The 22115-nt window shown below is 63.6% G+C and carries 26 protein-coding genes; 12 read left to right on the top strand and 14 right to left on the bottom strand.

All coding sequences use genetic code 11. The annotated features are described in order from the left end of the window. The first annotated feature begins 294 nt into the window (after window positions 1-294). From K426_RS11385 to K426_RS31290, 3 genes are all read left to right on the top strand, one after another. Window positions 295-810, top strand: coding sequence for a MarR family winged helix-turn-helix transcriptional regulator (locus K426_RS11385; protein ID WP_066557025.1), 516 nt, complete (start codon window positions 295-297; stop codon window positions 808-810). Next, window positions 807-1214, top strand: coding sequence for an acyl-CoA thioesterase (locus K426_RS11380; RefSeq protein WP_066557023.1), 408 nt, complete (start codon window positions 807-809; stop codon window positions 1212-1214). Before K426_RS11385 ends, K426_RS11380 begins: the two co-directional genes overlap by 4 nt. Window positions 1215-1775: 561 nt before the next feature. Further along, the gene (locus tag K426_RS31290) at window positions 1776-2129 is read left to right on the top strand and encodes a hypothetical protein (RefSeq protein WP_145907296.1); all 354 of its coding nucleotides are present in this window, start codon (window positions 1776-1778) and stop codon (window positions 2127-2129) included. 168 nt (window positions 2130-2297) lie between these two features. On the opposite strand, the gene K426_RS11370 is transcribed toward K426_RS31290, so the two are convergent. The 5 genes from K426_RS11370 to K426_RS11345 all read right to left on the bottom strand — a co-directional run bounded on the left by K426_RS11370 (window position 2298) and on the right by K426_RS11345 (window position 6861). After that, a complete protein-coding gene (locus tag K426_RS11370) occupies window positions 2298-2696 on the bottom strand; it encodes a hypothetical protein (protein ID WP_066557013.1) in 399 nt (132 codons plus the stop codon). A 60-nt stretch (window positions 2697-2756) separates the two neighbouring features. Next, entirely contained in the window at window positions 2757-3950 is a 1194-nt protein-coding gene (locus tag K426_RS11365) for a hypothetical protein (protein ID WP_066557011.1), read from the bottom strand. A gap of 575 nt (window positions 3951-4525) precedes the next feature. Next, a complete protein-coding gene (locus tag K426_RS11355) occupies window positions 4526-5551 on the bottom strand; it encodes a deazapurine DNA modification protein DpdA family protein (protein ID WP_066557006.1) in 1026 nt (341 codons plus the stop codon). Window positions 5552-5559: 8 nt separating this feature from the next. Then, complete coding sequence (locus K426_RS11350; RefSeq protein WP_145907294.1) at window positions 5560-6036, bottom strand: hypothetical protein; 477 nt, start codon at window positions 6034-6036, stop codon at window positions 5560-5562. Between the two features lie 48 nt (window positions 6037-6084). Further along, window positions 6085-6861, bottom strand: coding sequence for a macro domain-containing protein (locus K426_RS11345; protein ID WP_066557001.1), 777 nt, complete (start codon window positions 6859-6861; stop codon window positions 6085-6087). 365 nt (window positions 6862-7226) lie between these two features. On the opposite strand from K426_RS11345, the gene K426_RS11340 reads away from it, so the two are divergent. After that, window positions 7227-7625, top strand: coding sequence for a thermonuclease family protein (locus tag K426_RS11340; protein WP_066556998.1), 399 nt, complete (start codon window positions 7227-7229; stop codon window positions 7623-7625). Here K426_RS11340 and K426_RS11335 read toward each other — a convergent pair. The 7 genes from K426_RS11335 to K426_RS11310 form a co-directional block, all read right to left on the bottom strand. Further along, window positions 7622-8323 carry a hypothetical protein gene (locus tag K426_RS11335; protein ID WP_066556995.1) on the bottom strand — a complete coding sequence of 234 codons (702 nt, stop codon included), beginning with the start codon at window positions 8321-8323 and terminating at the stop codon, window positions 7622-7624. The two genes, K426_RS11340 and K426_RS11335, sit on opposite strands and share 4 nt — an antisense overlap. 29 nt (window positions 8324-8352) lie before the next feature. Continuing rightward, the gene (locus K426_RS11330) at window positions 8353-8562 is read right to left on the bottom strand and encodes a hypothetical protein (protein WP_066556993.1); all 210 of its coding nucleotides are present in this window, start codon (window positions 8560-8562) and stop codon (window positions 8353-8355) included. Window positions 8563-8657: 95 nt separating this feature from the next. Continuing rightward, window positions 8658-8828, bottom strand: a complete 171-nt coding sequence (locus K426_RS32130) for a hypothetical protein (RefSeq protein ID WP_197672703.1) — start codon at window positions 8826-8828, stop codon at window positions 8658-8660. Next, window positions 8825-9046, bottom strand: coding sequence for a hypothetical protein (locus tag K426_RS11325; RefSeq protein ID WP_066556992.1), 222 nt, complete (start codon window positions 9044-9046; stop codon window positions 8825-8827). The genes K426_RS32130 and K426_RS11325 overlap by 4 nt, the downstream gene beginning before the upstream one ends. After that, entirely contained in the window at window positions 9043-9333 is a 291-nt protein-coding gene (locus K426_RS11320) for a hypothetical protein (protein ID WP_066556990.1), read from the bottom strand. The genes K426_RS11325 and K426_RS11320 overlap by 4 nt, the downstream gene beginning before the upstream one ends. Next, window positions 9326-9868 carry a hypothetical protein gene (locus K426_RS11315; protein WP_237229778.1) on the bottom strand — a complete coding sequence of 181 codons (543 nt, stop codon included), beginning with the start codon at window positions 9866-9868 and terminating at the stop codon, window positions 9326-9328. Before K426_RS11315 ends, K426_RS11320 begins: the two co-directional genes overlap by 8 nt. Window positions 9869-10018: 150 nt before the next feature. Continuing rightward, window positions 10019-10315 carry a hypothetical protein gene (locus K426_RS11310; protein ID WP_066556982.1) on the bottom strand — a complete coding sequence of 99 codons (297 nt, stop codon included), beginning with the start codon at window positions 10313-10315 and terminating at the stop codon, window positions 10019-10021. 124 nt (window positions 10316-10439) lie between these two features. On the opposite strand from K426_RS11310, the gene K426_RS11305 reads away from it, so the two are divergent. Beyond that, window positions 10440-10886, top strand: coding sequence for a pathogenicity island protein (locus K426_RS11305; protein WP_145907293.1), 447 nt, complete (start codon window positions 10440-10442; stop codon window positions 10884-10886). Between the two features lie 11 nt (window positions 10887-10897). Here the strand turns inward: K426_RS11305 and K426_RS11300 are convergent, their stop codons facing one another. Further along, window positions 10898-15190: a strawberry notch family protein gene (locus K426_RS11300; RefSeq protein ID WP_066556980.1), complete on the bottom strand. Its 4293-nt coding sequence runs from the start codon at window positions 15188-15190 to the stop codon at window positions 10898-10900. Between the two features lie 136 nt (window positions 15191-15326). Next, on the bottom strand, window positions 15327-17345 hold the full coding sequence (locus K426_RS11295) for a ParB/RepB/Spo0J family partition protein (RefSeq protein WP_066556976.1): 2019 nt from the start codon (window positions 17343-17345) through the stop codon (window positions 15327-15329). A gap of 659 nt (window positions 17346-18004) precedes the next feature. Between K426_RS11295 and K426_RS11285 the strand changes: the two genes are divergently transcribed. The 7 genes from K426_RS11285 to K426_RS33075 all read left to right on the top strand — a co-directional run bounded on the left by K426_RS11285 (window position 18005) and on the right by K426_RS33075 (window position 21803). Continuing rightward, window positions 18005-18403, top strand: a complete 399-nt coding sequence (locus K426_RS11285) for a MarR family transcriptional regulator (RefSeq protein WP_066556970.1) — start codon at window positions 18005-18007, stop codon at window positions 18401-18403. Window positions 18404-18498: 95 nt separating this feature from the next. Continuing rightward, window positions 18499-18744 carry a type II toxin-antitoxin system VapB family antitoxin gene (locus tag K426_RS11280; RefSeq protein ID WP_066556969.1) on the top strand — a complete coding sequence of 82 codons (246 nt, stop codon included), beginning with the start codon at window positions 18499-18501 and terminating at the stop codon, window positions 18742-18744. Then, a complete protein-coding gene (locus K426_RS11275; RefSeq protein ID WP_066556967.1) occupies window positions 18744-19139 on the top strand; it encodes a type II toxin-antitoxin system VapC family toxin in 396 nt (131 codons plus the stop codon). The genes K426_RS11280 and K426_RS11275 overlap by 1 nt, the downstream gene beginning before the upstream one ends. A gap of 85 nt (window positions 19140-19224) precedes the next feature. Continuing rightward, a complete protein-coding gene (locus K426_RS11270) occupies window positions 19225-19479 on the top strand; it encodes an antitoxin (protein ID WP_066561685.1) in 255 nt (84 codons plus the stop codon). Window positions 19480-19928: 449 nt separating this feature from the next. Next, entirely contained in the window at window positions 19929-20798 is an 870-nt protein-coding gene (locus tag K426_RS30315) for a GntR family transcriptional regulator (RefSeq protein WP_082748586.1), read from the top strand. A 166-nt stretch (window positions 20799-20964) separates the two neighbouring features. Then, entirely contained in the window at window positions 20965-21102 is a 138-nt protein-coding gene (locus K426_RS31280) for a benenodin family lasso peptide (protein WP_158511745.1), read from the top strand. Then, window positions 21099-21803 carry a lasso peptide biosynthesis B2 protein gene (locus tag K426_RS33075; RefSeq protein ID WP_082748585.1) on the top strand — a complete coding sequence of 235 codons (705 nt, stop codon included), beginning with the start codon at window positions 21099-21101 and terminating at the stop codon, window positions 21801-21803. Before K426_RS31280 ends, K426_RS33075 begins: the two co-directional genes overlap by 4 nt. Window positions 21804-22115: the final 312 nt, after the last annotated feature.

The following is a 22115-nucleotide window of genomic DNA, read 5'->3' as shown; positions in this document are numbered from 1 at the left end:
TTGCGGCAGAAAATCCTTGTCTAGCGCTCGGATACAGGCGATCTTCACCTCAAACGACACGCCACTTGGGGAATGCAGGATAAGTGTGGACTTTTAAGTGTGGACTTTGCCCTTCCCGTCCGGTTCGAGCGAAGTCGAGAACTCGTCCCGGGCGAGGTCGAGGGTTTCCGCGGTGCTTTTCCCGACTACGCTCGAAAGGGGTTCTCGACTTCGCTCGAACCGAACGGGGGAGGGAAGTCCGGGTGACGGGGATATGGGCGTGTATCGAGAAGGGGCGGTGGAGGGGAACCGATAATGGCGATCCGCGAGAAGCATGACGGGCAGCTGGCCGGGCGGATGGACGTGCGCGTCTGGCTGCGGCTGCTGAGCTGCTCGACGATCATCGAGAAGAGGCTGCGGCGCCGCTTCGCCGACCAGTATGACACGACGCTGCCGCGCTTCGACGTGCTGGCGACGCTGGAGCGCCATGCCGGCGGCGTGACGATGGGCGAGCTTTCGCGCGCGCTGCTGGTTTCCAACGGCAACGTCACCGCGCTGGTGCGGCAGCTGGAGGGGCAGGGGCTGGTCTCGACGCGATCGCCGGACGACGACCGCCGCTCCTCGATCGTGGCGCTGACCGAGCAGGGCCGCGCGCATTTCGCCGAGCTGGCGGCCGCGCACCATGGCTGGATCAAGGCGATGTTCGCCGGCGTTTCCGGCGCCGACCTGCGCACGCTCTACGGCCTGCTCGCGACGCTCAAGGCATCGATCGCGGACGAAGCCATCGAGGATGCCGAAGCCGCCGGGGCCGGCGGGAGGGAGAGGGAATGACTTTCGTATCGCGCCAGACCGTCCGTTTCGCCCATGTCGATCCGGCCGGCATCGTTTTCTACCCGCGCTATTTCGAGATGCTCAACGCGGCGGTGGAGGATTATTTCGCCGAGGCCGTGGGCGTGGATTTCGCCACCATGCATCTGGAGCGGCACCTGGGCGTGCCGACCGTGAAGCTGGAAACCGAGTTCGCCGCGCCGAGCCGGCTGGGCGACGCGCTGGATTTCCTGATCGAGGTGACGCGCGTCGGCCGCAGCTCCGCCGACGTGGCGGTGGAGGTGCGCTGCGGCGCGGAGACGCGGCTGCGCATCGCCGTGGTGCTAGTGTGCATGGACCTGAAGACGGGCCGGCCCGTGGCGTGGCCGGCGGATATGCGGCCGATCCCGGCGGCGGAGGCGGCATAGGGGGCTGGGCGAGCGCTTCGACGGGTGGCGCTGGTTCGGCTGAGTAGTACAAGATGGTGGAAGGCAGTTACTTCCCCCGGCGCGGCCCCGTACGAAGCCCCTTAAGTTTCCACGTCACGATGGGAGTTGCGCGCGCGGTTGCTCTCCAACGACGAAGGCACGCCACGCGACCATCCTGGACTTCCGACGCCAGTACCCAGAGCTGGGAGCCTGCAGTCTCGTCATCCCATATCCACGTTCGCGAAAAACCGCACTTCTCGGCAGCAACCTTGATGGAGGCGAGTTGCGTCCCGAAGCCTTCGGCGACGGTGGCAGTCGGACGATCGTCCCAACCACCGACGACTGCTATGGATGGTGTTGAGCCTGCGAGCAAAAGGGCGAGATAGCTGACCATGATCCGTTATTATTCGCCGTGGGACGGAGATTGTAATAGGATCTGGGCGGCCAGATGACGTGTGAATCGCATCCATTTCGGTGACGCTTGGCTCGCGATGAATTACGGAGCCACCAGAATTATGGTGATGATGTGGATGGCCCTTCGTATGGATGACGAGGCGACCTATGACATCACGTTTCCGCAAAGAGCTTACGATCATTCCTGCGGTGCGCATAGCCGTTCGACAGCGAGGTCTCGAAACTACGATTGATTGGAGTTCGCATGACGCTGACCGGGCACTGCTCGAAGCAGCTTTCCGCGTCATTGGCGATTGGGACCGGTCCGGTCCACTCCCGACCGATCGTTTCCTTATTCCAGGTACGCGTGTCGATTTCGGCGGCGGTGACGTCGCGACTATGACTTCTGCCGGCTTGAGCCAATTCAAGGAATTGCTCATCGCAACCCAGGCGCGTGAACGCGAAATCCGGGCCAAAATCGCCATCCCAATGGGGCTTCGGGAGCAAGATCGGTCTCGATGATCCAGCGGCCGGTCGGGGCGCGCAGCCTCGTCTTGTGACGCAGGCGGCGGCGTTCGCGGCGACCTGCTGCGCCAGACGGTTCCATGGCTTGCATGTGGCGCTCGACTTTCCAAGCGTTCCGCCCCGCGGCGGCGTGGTCACGCGACCGCAGGGGGGAGCGTCCAGCGGCTACCGGGGCGCCGAGGGATATCGCGTGGAGCGATCGATCGCCCGGCGGGTCAGGTCCGGAATGCGATCGTCGGTGTAGACGCTGTCGTCGGACCGGCGAAACGCGACGCACTTTGCCGAGGGCCAGTCGATCGCCTCGACGATGTGGGTTTCGCTCGCGAACGGCTCGCCCTCGCTCAGAAAGGCAATTTCGATCACGAACCGGGATGGCTCGGTCGGCATTTGCGCAATATGATTGATCTCCTCGTTCAGGAGATCGCCAACCTCGGTGCGAAGCTGATCGATGTCGGGGTCGAAATCCTCCCAGTTTTCATCGTCCGGGCATTCCTCGCCGAGGTAGCTCGACATGAGGTCATGGAGCCTGTCGAGAAGCTCCTTGCGGGCAGTGGTCGTGGGCATGGCGTGAAATCCTAGCAAGGACCGGCCACCGGAACCGGATTGGTCCCGGCGGCGATCGTTTCAATTGGCGCTGGCGAGGAGCGTGCGTGCCTTTGCTTCGACCTCGAGACGTGTGTCCTGATTGGTCTTGGTGCGCGCATGGGCCGTGATCCCCTGGACGAAGTCGTAGAGAGACGACGGGGGATGGCCTTCCTCGGAGAGGACAGTGGCGATGATCTTCGAGGTTTCGGTCTTGGAGAAGCCGCGCTTGCGCAGAAAGGCCTCGCGATCCTCGTCCTTGCGGGCGACGACGCGCTCGCGTGCGGTCTTGATGCCCTGGACGAAGGTCATGGGCGAGGAGTCGGCGAAGTTCTCGAGCGCGGGCGCCGCCTCATGGGCAAAGCGATTGGCCGCGAACTTGGAATGGCGGATCGAGATTTCCTCGAAATTTTCCACGCCCCATAGGTTGCGATTCATGCACACGGCACGGAGGTAGAAAGTCGCCATTCCCAATGTCTTGGAACCGACTTCCGAGTTCCAGCAGTAAAAGCCGCGGAAGTAGAGATCGGGATCGCCATTGGGAAGCTTCCCGGCTTCGATGGGATGCGTATCGTCAACGAGAAAGAGGAAGACGTCCCTGTCGGACGCATAGAGGGTCGTCGTCTCCAGGCTGACGTCGACATAAGGATCGTAGCGCATGCTGCCCCAGTCGAGCACGCCCGGGACCTTCCAGCGCGTGTCGTCAACCCCGTTGCCGGCGATCTTCATGACGGCGCCGACAAGCTCATGATCCCAGATCCGGCCATAGTCCGGCCCGGTCACGGCCCGAAGCTCCGATCGTCCCTCATTGGTCTGGAGCAGCTTCACCTGTTCGCCGCGGTGCGTGAGCAGGCCGTGCTGGAGATTGATGCCGGCCAGCGCGGCCGGAAGATTGCGCAGGTACGAGGCCGGTGCGCTCACCAGGCTGCACAGCTGGCCAAAGGACCAGTTGGTCGGGGCGATCGGACGGTCTTCGCCGGGGACGATCAACGAGAGGCGCTCGGCGTCCTCGCTGCGCGCCTCGACACGGACCGCCTTGCTTTCGATGACCCGCGTCGTCGCGCGATCGGCGCGCGTGCGGACGCTGTCATAGAGGTCCGTCAGCGAAAGAAATCTCTCATCGTCGGGACGCGAAAACCATTCGGACGAAACGCGGCCGATGTTGCGGCCTCGGGAAATGTCGACGCGGTAGGCGCCGTCGACCGGACGGTCGACGCTCGGAGCAAGGCTGGCCATGAGGGCTCTCCTCGAGAAGGTTGGGACGAACCGGCGGCGCGAGCGCCCCTACCGGCGCCCATCCATCCCCACCTCCCTCCTCCGGTCCGACGTCAACGGCCACCGACCGAAAGCCGGGAGATGGAGCGCGCTATCGCCCTGGACGGGATCCGGAGCCCGGACATTTCTTCATGGATCGTTGCCGCCGATGCGAAGAGCGCTTCGGTGGGGAAGGCTTGCGCGTTCCGGGGATTGGGGTTTATCTGGCCTCCGTGAACCTGGGAGTTTGACGGTCCACCCGTTGCTCTCGGGAAAAAGGAATCAAAGCGCTCTGATCGGAAATCATAGGATGAGCCTGCCTGTCGTCCATGAGCCATGTGTCGCATCGGACGACGAGCGCGCAAAGCGAATGATGCTCCTCGCGATCGACGTTTCCCGCAAGGCGAAGGGCGGAAGCAGCGCGAAGAGGCTTACGCTTGCGGACATGGATGAATATCCGGACTTCTGTCGGGCGGCTGATGGTCTACCGCCACGAAATCCGTCGACCTAACGGACTGTCCGGTCGGCCGTTCTTTGAAAAGCGCCGGCGACTGGAACTATACGCTCGACGCAGGCTGCGGGGCGGAATTATAGATGTCCGCCGCCCACTGCTCGATCCATCCCGCGGTCATCGCGTCATGATCCAGCGCTCCCTCCTCGACCAGCCCGCGGATTTCGGCTCTGGCTCGGGCAATCGCCCATTCCCAGCGGTCATCGGGAGGCCGGTCGGCGATCAGTAAAGTCAGTTGCCTCTGATGATCGCGTGCAGGGCCGGACGATCGGGTGAGCTGGCTGCGCGCCCATCGCTGCATGTGATCGGCCACCAAGGCGTCGGTCTTCGCGATGCCGCGGCGGAAGGCGTCGCGGCGCGCGGCTTGACCATATGCCTGGCTGTCGATCGAGGCTATCCGGTGCTCCAGCCCCTTGAGATAGGAGAGCGCTGTGCCCTTGACGCCGAAGGCATGAACCAGGACGCCTTGAGGCAAGACGCGGTCGAGATGATCGAAGACGGCCACGAGACCATCGGGGCCCGCCACATGACGGCGACACATCGATCCGATGCCGATCAGCGTGCCCGGCGAAAGGGGATGCGCCAGTCCTTCGAGACAACGTTCATAGTCTTCGGGACGCCGTCCCTGGATGACCGGCATCAGGCGGCGATCGATACCGAGGTCGCGGGCGCGGGTACGGCAGTCGAGATTGACGCGGATGGTGCGCGCGATGCGGTCGAGCACTTCGTCGCGGTCGCGGGCGATCTCGGGTTCGACGCAATAGTCCATGCTTGCGAACCAGCGAAAGGGGTAGCTCGCGGCCAAGATCATATAGTCGTCAACGGTCCACGGATAGGCGCCATAGTGGGCCAAGGCGACGAAGCCGGCGGAGTCGAGCGCAAGGCTGGCGAGACCGGGTGCATGCTGGAGCTGTTGAAGGTTCCATCCGAGCCATTCCGGCCAGCCACGGCGCCGGGTCCAGCGTGAGAGGGCATTTGCCGAGATGAGCGCCGGCATCTGCATGCCTTTGGCGCGCCGGAGGATGGGACCTTCGCGAAGATGCGGCAGCCCGACCATGATCTCGATAGCCATGGCGGCATCTAGACCGACGGTGGCGGTAGCGGCCGTCCTGTCTCGTCGTACCGGCCGGGGTCGGCTCCAGGTACGTGCCAGCCGAACATCGATCCGGCCAGCATGGCGGCGATCTGCGCGGGCGACGCGTCGAAGGTCGCGTTGATCCGATCGGCGGTCATGCCTTCCGGAAGCGGCCAGTAACCGGGCTCGCCGCGTTTGATGACGATCGGTTCGCCGCTGCTGGGCAGGAAGGCAGCGCACATCTCGGGGAGCCTGGCGAGATTGGCGAGCCGGCGTTCGGCGGTGTCGAGCGTCGCCTTCTTCAGATCGCAGAGCCAGGACGGCCCCAATTGATTGCGAACCCGACGCAGAGAAGCGCCAAAGGGTTCGAAATCGTCTCCGCCGTTCATCCACTTGAGGGACAGTGCCTCTTTCCAGCGCCGGCCATGGCGCGCGCGGAAATCGACAAGAGCACGCCACATGGCGTCATCGGGTTCGGTCATGATCAAGATCCTCGGCAGGTGGCTGGGTTCGGCCGGCGCGATCGCAGGTCAGGGTGCAATCGAAGGAGGCGTCTGGCTGGCCCCGACGTCGCCGGTCGAGCGCCGGGATGGCGGTCGCGAATAGGGGGTACTGGTGTAGCCATGACCGACGCGCAGATCGTCGCTTCGGCCAAGCCGCCGGAAGAGGGTGTCGGCGACACGCGCGGCGACATCGTCCGCGAACGCGAAGACGGTGTCAGCGCGGGAACGCACGGTGATGTAGAGATAGCCATAGCCGCCGGGGCATTCAGCAAGGGTATGGGCTTCGAGATCGCCGAGCTTTCGGTGGATGATCGGCGATACGCGGGCCCAGTCGAGACCTCCGTGCCCACAACCCAGCGCCGGCAAGGCAATGGTCGTCGGACCGAGCGGCCGGACGAAATCATGGAGCGCGTCGAGGCCGGATTCGACATCCTCGTAGCGCGAGGCATCCCGCCAATGCCGCTTGGTCGGCAGGTTGACGATCAGCCTGCCTGTCGCGGACTGCCAGACATGGAGACGCCCGGGCCGCACCATCCCGGCGCGACAGGCGCGCTGATAGTCCAGAAACATCGCAGGATAGTGTCGCTTGAACGCGAGCGCGACACCGGCCCCCATCACCCCGACGCAGTTCACGGCGTTCACGAGAATGTGGGCGGACGCCTCCAGCATATCTCCGCGGATATGTTCGATCATGGCTCGGCTCCGGACGGCTTGCCAGCGGGCGGCCGACGGGGATGCTTCGCCGGAAGAAGACGTCGCCTCGGCCACCATGCGGTCCTTGGTCTTGGCGAGCGCAGCTTTCATCGAGACCCCGACAGGCTTTGCCTTCCCCCTCCCCCTATACTCCCTCAATCCGGTCTGCGCGGATCGCGAGAGCCAGGTTTCGATCGCGCGCGGGGGGTGACAGGTGCGGCCGATTCCGGCTGATACGGTGAGGCGCGGCATGATGGTGGCACCACTGTCGTTTCCGCGGAGTCACGGTCTGCGGCTATTCCGGCGCCAATCTCGGAAAGCGGTTCATCGGTTATTGCTGATAGTTGGGGTAGCATGAACCGGGTGGCCGAACCGATGTGAGGAGCAAGGAAGTAAGTGACGACGTGGGTGGAATCTTGAGCGGCGTCGGCCGGAAGACGGGGCACGCTGTTCTGGTCGTGTCGATATGGACTTGCATGTTGGGAGTCGCGCTGGCGTCGGCGGAGCCCAGCGCGAAGGGCCGGATCGCTTATGTCATTGATGGCGATACATTCCGCATGGAGAGCGGAGAGCGCATTCGCATCGCCGGGGTCGATGCCGCGGAAAGCCAAGCGGGAAATGCCAAATGTCGGCGCGAACTGACGATCGGAAACGATGCGAAGAGGCGAGCGACAGCATTGCTGGAGGGGCGCATCGTCGAATTAGCGCGGGTCGGTCGCAGCTATAACCGCACGGTCGCGAACGTCCGGCTCGAGGGGCGCGACGTCTCGGCAATCCTCGTCGACGCCGGAGTGGCGCGTTGGTGGCCGCGTGGAAAGCCCAAGCCGGACTGGTGCGGCGGGACCTCTTCGGCACGTCATGAGGCCGACCGCTAGGCGCTGGCCGGCAACCACTCGTAGAGGAGGTGCTCGTCCGGATCATATTCGTTGCCGTTGGCGATGCGAATGAAGCGGCCGTCGCAGGCAAAGCCGGCGGCGCGCGGGAACGTCAGATAGGATTTGGTCTCGAAGATGAGGTCACCGGACCTGACAGCCGTGACGGTCCTGGTCGTGCCCAGCGCGCGATGGCCTTTCGGCGCAGCGACGAGCCTGAGTTGATCTCCCGGCTTGAGCCGGCGCTTGAACGCGGCGAGCGAAACAAGGGAGTCGACGGGATTGGCCCTGCCCCGTCTATTTGCGAGCGCGGCCCAATATGCCGAGCCGATCCGCACATCGGCATAGAAGGAGCAGCGCATATAGTCCTGGTAGAAGTTGGACCGGGTGAAGCCGAAGCGCTCGAGCTGGTCGCGGATCTGGACGACGAATTCGGTGCGTGCTTCGCGATCGGCAAGGTCATCCTGCGCGTCGAGAAGTTCTGCGATGATCTTTCGCCCGTGGGCGAAGGTTTCGCCGCGAACCGAGAAGCGCATCTCGCGGCAGGTCGCGTTGAGATGGGTCTCGATGCGCCGGCAGAGCGAAGGAAATGGCTCGTTCGGAGGGTAAAGATCCCCCTCGTAGTGGAAATTGCCTCGTTCATCATGCTCGATCTGGCTAAACAGGCGCGTGCCAGCATTCGCCGCGGATGCGTCGTTCATGGATTTGCCTTTCTGGAACGGGAAGAAGTTCAGGCGCGGAGCGCGGGATCGATCTGTTCCTCATCCGCGGCGTCGGTGCTCCAGACGATGGCGTCGATCAGATGCTGGCCGCCGGCGAGGATGTCCGTCTCACGCGCCATGCAGATGGACGTCCCTGGCGCAAGAAGGCACCAGGTTTCGCCCGTGGCGGCATGTCTGGCCATCGCCGCCAGCTGGCGGTCCCGGAACGTTGGCGGCATGGGGAGGCTCCGAAAGCGGCAGCGGCCCGGTCGCCCGAGCCTTTGGCCGAAGTGATCCGCGGCGGGCGCGGTATTGGAGGATTGGTGCCCGCGTGTCAGTGCGGGCGATGTGGCAGCTCGGGCGTGGTCTGCGCGTCCACACGGGCCGCTATCCAGGCCCAATAGCCGAGGCGCGTGTCATCGTTCGCAACCTGGGCTTTCCAATCGCCCACCGGATGGTCGGGATGCTCGCCCCAAGGGCCGTATGTCCGGAAGGAATTGATCATGTCAGACCCTCCTGCGCGAGAGCTTCGGCCAGCATTTTCCCGGTCGTGTCGAACTCGATGCGATCGGTGAAGATCGCACGGCACTCGCCGCCGAATTCGCCTGCGCGGGCGCGGGAACAGGCTTCCGCCCATCCGAAGCCGATCGGACCGGCCTTGAGTGTCTCGCTGCAACATTGCCGGAGAGGCGAGGCGATCGGCTCGGGCTGGACGTCGGTCATCCCGAAGATGATTGCCGAGCAGCGATCCGGGCCGTTTCGGTTCCGGTGTCGAGGTGACGTTCTGCGCCGAGATGCGGATAGTCGGGGCCAGCGAATATGGCGCGAAAGCCGGACCAGAGATCGGCGGGATCGATCGGGGGAAACGCAGCGGGAAGCGAAGCGGTTGATGGCGCACGTCGCTCCATTCGCGCAAGCTCGTCGCATGCCAGGAGGGCCTTCTGGGCAAGCGCGGCTTCGCGAGCGGCGCACGCGAAGCGAAAGTCGCTCTTGAGGACGTGATCAGTCATGGTGGAAGTCCGCCGCGAGCGAGCCCGGGTCCCCTGCCTCGAGCAAAACAATCGGAGGCGGAGTGAATTCGGCGCTGCGAAACCAGTCCTCGATCTTCTCGATAGAACCGAGATCGTGGATCTCGTTCCGGGTGAGCACGACCTGCTCGCTTTCGTTCATTTCGTAATGGCGCGGCTGGCCCTGCAAGTCGTAGACGACGAGCTCGGGACCGAAGACTCCGGAGCAGCCGCCGGAAGTTCGCCGGAAAGGAAGCTTGTGCTGGCGGCAGAAGCTTTCGACAGTCTCGAACATGCCCCCGGGAAGGTCATAGGCGCAGATTTCGAGGACATTGCCGGTGGTGATCGTATCTTCCTCGACGGGCTCGCCCTCCCAATCGAGCCGCCCGTGGTCGGTTGCTATTGCCTCGATGAACGCCGGAAGTTGGATGCGTGAAAGGGTGCCCCCAATTTGCATGGAGGCGGAAGCGCGGTCTGCCATGTTGGTCTCCCGGGAGAAGCAGTTGGTGCGGGCAAATTGCGATGCCCACTCCTTCATTCCTCCCTCCCCCTTTGACTCAGCCAGTTTCAATGAGCAGGAACAGTGTTTTACCGCTTCGAAAGCCGCAGCCCCTATCGAGGGCGATCGCTATTTCACGTTCTTAACGTCCCGTGGCCCGTCGAAATCGGGTCGACGGGAAAAGCGGTGTCAATCCTTGCCCGCCGCTCCGATTAGATGCCGGAGCTTCGACCAAGCCAGTTCCTCCCCGGCGCGCAGGCCCCGATTGAGGCCCTGTCCGTAAAGCCGGTAGGCCGCTGCGGTGACTTCGGGTGTCGCGGTGACGGGGAGGAGAGTGACGAACTGGCCTTCATCATCGAGGAGCTCGAAGACATCGCCGCTACCGGTGAGATTGGTGATGGCGATCTGGGCCACACTGCCGAGCCTCGTCAGGTCGAGGTTGAAGGCGTCGACAAAATCCTTGTCGACCACAGGTTTCTTGGACATGAGGTATCTCCGAAACGCGATCGCAACCGCGCGATCGCATTTCGCCGCCCCCTTCCCTTCTTGCGCTCAGGCCGTCCGGTATGCGTCGGACGGCAGAATGTTTCGACCCGATGCTGATTGCGACATGGCTAATCGCGGGATAGCCACGGCCTATGCCCGCCAGAGCCATGAACAGAATGCGTCGAAGACCTTTTGCGCGATCGATCCGGCCGCACCCGGCCGCGTGCTGGGATTCTACACCGTCATGCCGTCGGCGATTGCATACCACAATGTGCCGGCACCGCTGACGAAAGGCTTGGCCCCGCACGAGGTTGCTGGTTTCCGGCTGGCGACCGATGTTGCGGTTGGCGGCTGGGGACTGGGCGGCCAGCTTCTCGTGGCCGCAGCCCTGCGATGCCTGCGGGTCGCGGCGGATGCTGATGGCATGCTGTTGATCATCGATGCGAAGAATGAGCGGGCAGCGCAATGGTATGCGAGCTACGGCGCCGAAACGCTGCCCAATATTCCGCTAACGCTGGTCATACCGCTTGCATCGTTCGTGGCCGAGCTCAAGGCAAAGGGACAGCTTTGACAGCCGCCTGGCTATGAGCGTTCCGCGATCATGGCATCCAACAGTTCGCTGGCGCGGTCGACGGGCAGAAACAGCCGCGTCTTGTATTGGATGACCTCACTAAAGGCGCCCCTGGCTTTCAGCCATTCCCGGTCATGGGGCTTGAAATCGCGGATTTCGAATCGGCGGCTGTTGTTCACGAACGCCGCGATCAGGCGCGCCCCGTCCAGTCCGGGAATGGGTGCGCCATCCCCATGGCGCGCTGCATCGATCAATTCAGCGGAGGTGAGCCGGATCGAACTCGCCAGACCGAATTCCGCCTCCAGCTTCTCGACAGCCATCGGCATGACGATGCGTCCCAGAATAGACGTACCCGCCGCATCATCGATCCGCCAGACGCGAACATCGTCCTCGGGCAGCTTGTGCCAGACTGGCAGGAGCAATCCGGTTGCGACCGTGATGATCTCGACATCGACCTTCGAAGCGGCTTCCGCCATCTCCGCTTCCCAGAATTGCTGGAAACTGTCGCGGTCGATCGGTTGCCAATGCGTGTGCCAGAGCTCGGCAAGCCGGGTCCGGGTGCTGCCGGTGGGACGCACGAGCTGGCACATCGGCACCGGCCGCCCTTCCTCGTCGGTGATGGACCAGGACGGCACGCGGAGCGCGACCCGACCCGACCGGCCGTTGCGGAGGAAGGCGATGTCGTCGGTGCCGTCCCAGAGCTGCATGAGGCGACCCCAACTGGTTATGTGAGGCCTGAGGTGAAGTTCCAGACGCAGCAGCCTGGTTTCCGCACCAGTGAGAGGATCCACGCGCAGCACCTGCTCGGAAAGGGGCACGATGCGCTCGGCACGAATGGTCTCGACACCAACATCGAGAGTTCCTGCTTCGCGCGCAGCGTCCACGCGCGCCTGGATCAGGCCCATATATTCCTCGAAGATCGCGTTCTGTGTCGCGATCCGCAGAGCGAGGATACGGTTCAGCCAGCGCTGGATCGGAGGCAGCTTGTCGAGAAGGGAGCCATTGTCGTCGGCGAGCTTCAGCCCGGTAATAAGCTGGAATTTCTCGAGTGTGACGCTGGCGAGCTTGCCTGCATGAAGAAGGTGATACCATTGGGTGAGCGCCTCCCGAGCGTAGTCGCTTTCCAGGTTGTCGGCCGGGTTGAAGAGGTTTTGCCCGCCCGTTTGACGCTGCCCTCGCGTCAGGGCGCCCAGGCTGTCCAACCGGCGGGCGATCGTGCTGATGAAGCGCCGCTCGCCCTTGCAATCGGTGGTGACGGGTCGGAACACCGGCGGGGTCGCCTGATTGGTGCGGTGGGTCCGGCCGAGCCCCTGAATGGCCACGTCCGCGCGCCAGCCGGGTTCGAGGAGGAAGTGAATACGGCGCTTGTGGGCGCTCTTGCTGTTGAGGTCGGCGTGGTACGAACGCCCGGTACCGCCGGCGTCGGAGAAGACCAGGATCGATTTCCTGTTTCCCATGAAGGCTTCGGTCTCGGTGATGTTCGAGCGTGCGCTGCGGCGCTCGATCTTCTGCTTGCCCTGGGCATCGAGGACGATACGGCGGGACCGGCCGGTCACCTCGGCCACCTGGTCTGTTCCGAAGTGCCAGATGAGAGCATCCAGCGCCGACGGCACCGGCGGCATGGCGCAGAGGCGCTCGATAAGATCGTCACGGGCGGCGATCGCTTCCTGGCAGTGGACCGGGTGGCCGGCCTCGTCGACCATGGGTTCGGATCGCATCGATCCGTCGGTCGCGCGGAAGGCGCGCATCTGGCGGGTCGGGAATGCCGTCTTCAGATAATCTATGAGCGTGTCGAGGGGTGAGACATCGACGGACAGATTGGCGCGCTCGTCCGGCGACAGATCGGAGAGGCGGCGATCGAGGATGGCCTCCGCGGTGGTGACCAGCTGGACCACGGCGGCGTGGCCGGCGGCGACCTCGGTCTCGATCGCGCGGATGACCGTCGGCATTTTCATCGAGATGAGGAGCTGCGAGAAGAAGCGCTGCTTGGAGCTTTCGAAGCGCGAGAGCGCCGAGCCCTTGGCCATGGCGTTCATCGTGTCGCCCGACATGCGGTCGACGATGTTCGCGGCTTTCAGCGCCTCACCGAGATGCTGGTGGATTACGGACCAGGCATCGGCATAGGCATCGTAGATGTCGATCTGATCGAGAGTGAGCTTGTGTTCGAGCGGGTCATATTCGACGCCCGCGAAGCTGAGCGCGCGTGCGGTGTAGAGACCCATCGCCTTGAGATCGCGGGCGACGATCTCCATGGCGGCAATGCCACCGTCCTCCATGGCCGCCATGAAGGCGCCGCGGTCCTGGAAGGCCGTGCCCGGCCCCCACAGCCCCAGACGCGAGGCGTAGCTGAGGTTGTCGGGCTTGGTGGCGCCGGTCGCGGATTCATAGACGATCCGGGCGCGTGGCAGCGCGTTCTGCAGCCGGACGCCTGCGAGCCCTTGTTCCGATCCCTTGGCGTTGCCGAACTCGGTTTCGGTTCCGGCGGCATTGCCCATGGCGTGGGATTCGTCGAACAGGATAACGCCTTCGAAACGGGGACCGGTCCATTCGAGGATCTGCTGGAGCCGCGAGGCCTGGTCGTGGCGCGCCGATCGAAGGGTCGCATAAGTAAGAAAAAGGATGCCGCTCGGCATCTCGATCGATTGGCCGAGCGGAAAGGCGTCGAGCGGCTGGATATCGATGGGAAGACCGCCCAGATCGCTCCAGTCACGACGGGCGTCCTCGAGGAGGCTCGCGCTTTTTGAGATCCAGATGGCGCGGCGGTTGCCCTGATTCCACTGGTCGAGAATGATCGCGGCGCCCTCGCGACCCTTGCCGACGCCGGTCCCGTCGCCGACGAAATAGCCGGTGCGATAGGTGTTCCCGGCAGGATCCTCGTTCAGCTGATCGCCGGCCTGGTTCGGAACGAACGTGCCAGGCAGATCGCGCGAAAATGCCTCGCCGGCATGGATGATCGTCTCGAGCTGCGCGTCCGAGAGACTTGAGGACGCGCGATGCTGCAGCGTCGGACGATGGCGGGGCGCCGGCGGCAGGACCGAGGCCATGGCGATGGATTCGACCAGTTCGTCCGGATGGGTCTTGGCATCATCGATGTCGATCCGGGCGAGGCGCCAGGGCGCATAGATGCCGACGGGATCACCAGCCGGTCTCGGCGTGTCGCGGATGGCGTAAGCCAGGGGCCTCGCCTCATCCCCCTTGGCGGCGATCCGGGCGGGGACGACGATCCGGGGGCGTGACAGGTTTTCGAAGAGCGAACCCGCCGCGTTGGCGATGCGCGGAGCGGGCCGCCTGTATGCGGCTTGTGCTGGCGGTATCGGCGGGGTCGACGGATCCAGCCGCGGCGGAACGACCAACACTGCCTCGAACGCGGCGTCGAGACTGTCGACCGTGCGACGATCGGGCGTTCCGGTCCATCCTTTGTCAAAGACAAGAAGGCGGACCGCGATACCCGTTCCGTGCTTGGCATAAGGATGGCCGAGAATGGTGATCTCGACGCGGGGTGGCACGAGCTCGGCAACGGCGTTGTAACCGCCGGCGTCGCTGCCGTCCGCGGCGAAAGCCGGCGACATGATGGCGACGCAGCGACCCCCCGCGGCGAGGCGCAGGAGAGCGGAGCGGAGGTGTCGCGCCCCCGCGTGGCGATCTCGGCCCCTGCCCTCGCTACGGCTGAAGGGCGGGTTGATCAGGACGATGCTCGGTTCGACACCAGCCGGGAGGCGGTCATGGATGAACTCGGCATCATGCTCGGCGACCGGTCGATCGAGCGCGAGCGAAAGGAGGCGTGCGCGTTGGGGGTCGCGCTCGTTGAGCGTCAGCGCGATCGTGTCGGACGCTGCGTGGGCGGCAAGCATGCCCGTGCCGGCGGAAGGTTCGAGGACGTGATCGCCGGCCCGCAACCGAGCGGCGAGCGCGGCAAGCCATGCGAGAGCCAGCGGCGTGCTGAACTGCTGCATCGCCACCTGGTGCTCGCTGCGGTAGGTTTGCGTCGGCAGCCTCTCCTGGAGCTGGCGCATGGCAGCAAATGTCGCGGCGGGATCGGAGGCGTTGCGAAGCGGACAGTCCGCCCGACCAAGGTAGAGCGCCTGGGCCGCTTCGAGCGCATCATAGGCGTCGCGCATCGACCAGGCGCCGGTCGCGTCCGAGCTGTCGAAGGCCTCGGTCATTCGACGCTTGAGGCTTTGCCTGGTGGGGACCTCGCCGCGCGCGAGGCCGTCCGCGAGCAAACGGGCGACACCGAAGAGGCGAGCGGCCTTGTCCCGGGTGTCGTCGGCCGACTCCACCAGCCGAAGGAGAGGAAGGTTCATTGGGGGCTCCTTGATTTTTGGGGCTCCGCAGCCCCGCCACCCGTCACCTTCCCCCTCTCCTCCCAGGAACGGAGACAGCATGAAAAATGGGGCCGCAGCTGGAAGCCACGGCCCCTGAAGTCTTACTGCCGGGCAGTCAGGCGGCGTCGGCGATCGGCGCGTCGTCCTGCGGTTCGGCCTCGCAAACCGTCACGTCGGCCAGGCCGTCGTCCGAAGGCTCGGCCTCGTTGGCCGCCTGGGGTGCGATCGTCTCGAAGCGCATCGCCTCGGGTACCCAAGCCAAAGCGCGGGCCTTGTCGTCCGCACCGATGTGCATGTCCCCGGCGAAGAGCCTTTCGGCGGAGGCGGCCAGATCGTGCTTCTTGGAGGCACCATAACGCTGCCGGAGTTCGGCGCCGCCGACATCCTCGAACTGCGCGAGGATCGACGCCTTGCTGATGCGGTCGAAATAGTTCTTCGCCGTCGGCCGCCACCAGCTCGCCACGTCGATCTCCAGCTTCTGACCGAGATGGTCGATGAACGCGCTGCCCGTCTTGCCGGCGGGAACGGCATGGATGGTTCGCGCGATCGCCCAACCGAGCCAGGCGGCACGCGCCTCCTCGGGCAGGGCGCAGAAGGCGTCGTAGCGATCGCGGACATCGACATGGTCGGTCCAGCTGCGATCGAGGGCGGCATCGAGCTTGGCCCATTCCTCGGCCGCCTGCGTGTCGCTCTGGAAGCCGATGACGCGCGAGGGAGCCTCGTCCGAGCGGAGCTCGGTCGCGAGATCCCCGCCGCCATAGCGCTGGCGCGCCTTGTCGGCCATGTAGAAGGTGCCGAGATCGAGAGCGAACCGGGGATCGCTGGCGACATGGAGGCGCAACAGTTCCGCCTTCATGGTCGCGAGCTCGTCGGCCAGCCGCTGGCTGATGACGGGCTTGCCCGACGCCTGATCCTCGACCGTCTCGTCCTCGCCGTCCACCTCGGACGGCTCGCTTTCCTCGTCGTCCACGGCTGCCGGCGCGACATAGAGCTGCTCGTGGATCCGCGGCTGGCCGTCCCTGCCGATGACGACATAGGCGAGTGCGGTCGCTTTCTGCTCGTCGGTCAGGACCGGGGTCCGCTCCACGATGGCCTGATATTCGGCTTCGAGCTCGCGGGTTCGGGCCTCGTCGTCCTCGGTATAGCCCTCGCCATCCTCGTCCGATGCCCGCTCCTCGATCGTTTCGAGCTCGGCCTGGATTTCCTCGCAGCGTGCCTCCTGCTCCGGTGCGAGCGGCGGCAGTTCGGCGCGGACCGGCCGAAGATCATAGGTCTCCTGATAGGTGACATGGGTGGTCGGCAGAACGCGGATCTCGGCGAAACCTTCGCGCTCGCGAATGGCTTCGGCAGCCTCGGCGAGCTTCTCGTTGGCAAGCCGATCGACGAGGTCGCCATCGATCCAGCGTTCCGTCGCCTCGTTGGAAAAGAGGTCGGGATCGATCCGGCCTCCGGCCGCGACATAGGCCTCGCGACCGACGAGCAGGGCCTTGGGATCGCCGCCCAGATAGGTGCCCTGGGCGAGCCGGCGCCTGATCTCGCTCGCATTTGTGCTGTAATAGCCTTGGCTCATCTCCTCGAAGACGGCGGCCTGCCGGGTGACGTCGGGATTGCTGCCATAGGCCATGGCGATCTCGAGCGTGATCTCGCCCTTGCGGAGCGCCTCGAAGACGACCTCGGCAAGGTCGGCGAGCCGCACGCGACCGAGGACGAAACGCTCCGACTTGTGGAATCGAGCGGCGACCTGTGCCGGCGTCTTGCCCTCCTTCTCGATCATGTTCTTGTACGCCATGCACTCGTCGGCGGGACTGGTGGGCAGCTTCTGGTTTTCCGCCAGGCTGAGCGTGATCGCATCCTTGGTGTTGGGCAACACCATGACAGGAACCTCGAAGTCCTCGTGGAGCTTGCCCTTCTCGATGAGGCTGAGGACGCGGGTGAGACGCCGGCCGCCGCCGAAGATGCTGTAGCTGTCCTTTTTACGCTTCACGGCCACGCCGATGAGGTTCTGGATGACGTAGCCGGTCTCGCCGATGAGCGCCTCCAGCTCGGCATCGGCTTCGGGATCGCTCTGGGTTCGCACGTTGAGCGGGGAGACGACGCAGTTTCGCGCCGGTACGTAGACGATCGGATAATTCATGGTGTTACTCCTGGCGGCGGAGGCCGGACCATTCAGGCCACCTGGCGCCGCCAGTTCCCCACCCTCTTTCCTTCCTTTCGCAGTGCATCGGTCCGGTGCTTGACGCACGCGCGTGGCCAACGAGTTGCCGAGCGTCGGTGGGAATGGAGCCGAAGCTCAGCCAGCGGCCAAAGAGAGAGAGAAGACCGAATACACTGGCCACGGTCCGGCTGATCAAGGGTTGGCCGCACATGCTCCCATTCTGGCAACGATTTCCGAAGGAAACGGCGGAACTTGCTGGCTTGTCATGCTATTGTCACGCTCGGATCGGGCGGTCTTGCTGCAACACGATCGTGCCGGCGCATCGCCGAGCGGGCGCAAGGTCTCGTTCGCTGGCCCTGTCGGGCGAGCCTTCGGACTGAGGAGGAGGAGATGCTATCGTCGTTACCTGCCGCTCCCGGTCTGGGGCGCCTGCGGCCTGGCGAGGACCGGTTGGCTGCGCCGCTGAGCGGGAGGCGGGCTACCGAACCGGCTCAGCAACGCACGCGAGCCAGGCTCCCGACCAAGGTCCACGCAACCGGAGCGTTCGTCCCTCCTCTCCTCGGGCAGAAAATGCCGATCCCCGCCCCGCGGGAGGCCAACGTCACCGCGACCGGTGCCCAGATTGCGAGTGCGGGCAAGTGAACTGCGGCGCGCAGGCCTGCCTTCCCACCGTCGATAGAGAAACCAGCTTGGCGGCAGAGCGACGCGCCCGGGTGTGCCGGCTTCTGATCGCGGAGCGGGAAATCGCCGGACGGCTGATCGACAAGATCTTCGTGTCGAATCCGCTCTGGGACATTTTGCTCGATATCTATCTCGCCGAATTCGAGGGACGCCTGGTCTACCAGACCTGTCTGGCGCCGGGGGCCCCACCTGCCAACCCGCATCGGCAGTCCAGGCGCCTGGCCAGGCTGGGCGTGGTCGAACGGATGCTCGATCCGATGGACAACCGGCGGATAAACGTCAGGTTGACGCCGGAGATGCGGTCTTCGTTTGACGAACTCATGGATTCGCTCGGTTCGCTTTGGGCGAACGAGTGAGCTGACGCCTCGGCGGCCTCGGCAGGCAAGTGCCAACCTCGAACTTGTGACTTGATAGCCACTTCTATATATCCAATATCCAAGGAGGATATGCGATGGCGCTCTATGTGAAGGATGCCGAGGTCGCGCGCATGGCAGAACGGCTGGCGATGCTACGGCGGATCAGCAAGAAGGAAGCGGTTCGCAGCGCGCTTCAGCATGAGCTGGAGCGTGAAGAGGCGGTCCCGTCCCTTGTGGAGCGGGGCCTCGAATTTGCCCGTGCCCTTCGCGCGCGCGGGAATCCGCGGAAAACGATCAAGAGCGACAAGGCCTTCATCGACAGCCTCTACGGGGAGAGCTGATGTTCGTCGATGCCTCTGCGCTCACCGCGATCCTGTGCGACGAAAATGACGGCCATGAGCTCCTGGCGAGGCTGCAGAAGGCCCAGGAGCGCCTCACCTCTCCGCTTGCGATCTGGGAGTCCGTGATCGCGGTCGCCCGCAATCTCGGACTCGAGGTGCGCGACGCGCATGATGCGGTCGAACAGTTCTTGCGCCTAGCCGACATCGTGGTCGTGGCGGTCTCGCCGGAGGCGCGCGCGATCGCGATCGAGGCCTACGACCGGTTCGGGAAATCGCGCCATCCCGCCAATCTGAACTTCGGCGATTGCTTTGCCTATGCCTGTGCAAGACAGGCCCGCGTCGCGCTGCTCTACAAGGGCGATGACTTCCCCCATACGGACATCGAGACGGCATGAGAGCGATTTCGGGCTGCATTAGCGCTGCATAAGAACGGACCCACATTTGTGCTAATGTGAGTCCGTTCCTATGTGTGAGGCAATCATGAGTCGGTTGACCATCGACATTACAGATCGGCAGCATCAGACCCTGAAGGCTTTGGCCGCCCTCCACGGCAAGACGATCAGGCAATATGCGATCGAGCGGCTGTTTCCGGCCGGTGCGGGGGAAGATCAGCCATGGCAGGAGCTGAAAACCCTGTTGGGCCGGCGGATCGCGGAGGGCTTGGCGGGCGACGTATCGCCCCGGAGCATTGGTGCAATCGTTGAGGAAGAGTTGGACGAGGACAGCCGCGCTTGACCGCCAGCCACATCCTGACAAGGGCGGCGGAAGCGGATTTGCGGGACATCATTCGCTACACGCGCAAGCAATGAGGTAGTGCGCAGGTTCGGAGCTACATCGTCAGGCTGGAAATTGCGAACGCTTGAAATCGTGTTGGAGCGGGGTGGTGTTCTCGTCCTGTCCGACGACAGGCTTGGCACACAGCTGAGTTAGCGGGCGCGCGGGTCGCCACCTAAAAGCCCCTCACCCAAGCGCGTGTCGTCGCGGCCGAACGGGGGCTCATGCCGCTGCTTAATGCCGAAGCGTTCGATAGCTAGTCGTATCTGGGAGCTCAGGGCAACCGAGCGAAGCCCTGAGAATACTATCGCATGCGAGACTAATTCTTTTTGACCGGACAATGAGTTGAACCGATCATTCGACATTCGGAGCCGCTGCACCTGTAAGGAGAGTTGGCGTGCGATTGGCGAATGGCGAAATTCCGCGCTACGGCAACGCGCAGCTCAGTCGGCCTCTTCGAACTCCAGGACGGCAGCCTGTCATCCTCCAACGGCGTTCGTTCTCACAAATCCGCCGCTTCGATCGAACGAAAACGCGGGCCGTCCGTAACGGGTGCCATCCCTGGTCTTGGCTCGATCTCCTTGCACGAGCGACCGTATTCCGCGCTTCGGCCTATCCGTGAAGCGCGATCCATGTCCTCCGATCCGGTAACGACCACGCGTATCTATGAGCAATTGAAGGCGGACATCATCGGGGGCCGCTTTCCTCCACGCACTCGGCTCGTAGAACGCGCTCTCGCCGTAGAATATGGTGTGAGCATCAGCCCTGTTCGCAGTGCAGCGTACTGCCTTGTCGGCGAGAAGCTGCTGAAGCTTCATCCGGGAGGCGGCTTTGATGTCCCCGACATCACGGAAGACGGCCTTCGCGATCTCTACTTTTGGCATGGCCAGCTTCTCCGCAATGCTCTCCATGTCGGGAAACGCGCCGCACCAGAACGACCCCGCGAAGAGTTCGAAAGCCTGACCAACCTGATCGCAGCAGCGGCTATCGCGGCCGCTGCGGCGAACCTCTTCTCGCATATTGCGGGTCATTCACCAAACGCACAACATCGCAGTGCAATCCTTGCCGCTGGTGAGCGCCTTCATGTGGTGAGACTCAGAGAGCCTTTAGTACTCGGCGGCGTGGCCGATGAGCTCGGGGCGGTCCAAGCCTTGACCGTGACCGGTAGAACCTCGGACCTGATGACAGCCATATGGGCCTACCACAGGCGCCGCCTCCGTCGCGTAACAGACCTGGTCGCCGCGGTCGGCGGCATGGTTCACGGCGGCCGATCCGACTGAATTCGTGCCAGAAACGACACATTCGACCGGTTTACTATCACCGCCCGCCATGACTGCGTCACAACTCGTGTCGTCAATGATAGCTTATCAGATCGGTGATCAACCTCCGCGCGGATAGGATCTGGCGTGCTGCACACCGCAGTACCCAATGCGAATGGAGGACACCATGAGCCGCGAGAATGAACTGGACGACGACCTCATCGATCTCGGTGCTGTCACCGAGGAAACCAAGGGACTACAATCGATGGGCCAACCGGATGAACTGACTGGTCTGGCCTTCGGTCCCGGCCTCGATCCGGAATGATCGCCTCGGGCGCGCGCTTGCGCGCGCCCGTTCGTGATAGGCGCAATATGGCCATTCACCCTCAGATATATTTCACGCGGACGGGCGGCCGAACAATTCTCCTCGACGTGGCGGGCAATCGATATTTTTCACTGCCACATACCGCTGAGCAGGCGTTCTCTCGTCTATGCGAAGAAGGTTTCCTGAGTCCGGTCGACGAGGCTGCCCTCCGGTCGCTCTCTCGTCTTGGCATTGATTTGCACTCTCCACGCTCCACGCTTTGCCAGCCCAGCCCGCAGCCAGCTCGAACGACACTTGGTGAAGCAGCCCAATTAAGACCAAGCGGGCTCTCAATTGCTGTTGCATTGGTGCTGCAATTGGCAGCACGTATAGCATTGAAGCAATTCGGCATCAGGGCAGTCCCCTTAACCCTGCGTTGGGTAAGACGTGATGAAGCATACCTGTCGAATGACGGGGCTCGAACCGCGCTCCTAATAGCGGCACACCGAAAGGCAGCCCTATTCGCCGGACGACATGACCGCTGCGTGGAAAAGTCCCTTGCGGCTGCGTGGCATCTTGGAATTGCCCGTATCAGATGCACTGTCGTCGTGGGCGTGCGCTCCACGCCGTTTCTAGCCCATTGCTGGCTCCAACGCGACCACTGCGTCCTGAACGACGAACTTGACAAGGTAACAACCTTCACACCAATCCTGGGCGTATAGCGTCGTGAGCCGCTTCATCTGCCGAGTAGCAATTGACAATAATGAGCCAAGACAACATTCTGCGCTACCATTCCAAAGTGCGGGCCTGAAACTTGCGTTCGCTTTCAAACAAGCTACATTGTATTGTAATGATATCCCGAAGTCCCAGCATTCTGTCGACGGCGACATTTACACAATAGGTTTGAGCTTCTCGCCGTCCGGCGATCAGCGTTCAGTTAGCGAAATTCGTAAGTGTGACAAGCATGCGGAAATTCTTCGTGAACGCTGGGGTTCATTTGTTTCAATCAAAAGACATGTAGACGGTAGGGTTAG

The organism is Sphingobium sp. TKS, from assembly GCF_001563265.1.
In the GTDB taxonomy this organism is placed as follows: Bacteria; Pseudomonadota; Alphaproteobacteria; order Sphingomonadales; family Sphingomonadaceae; genus Sphingobium.
Note: the sequence above shows the minus strand (reverse complement) of the source record. Positions and strands in the feature narration are given on the sequence as shown.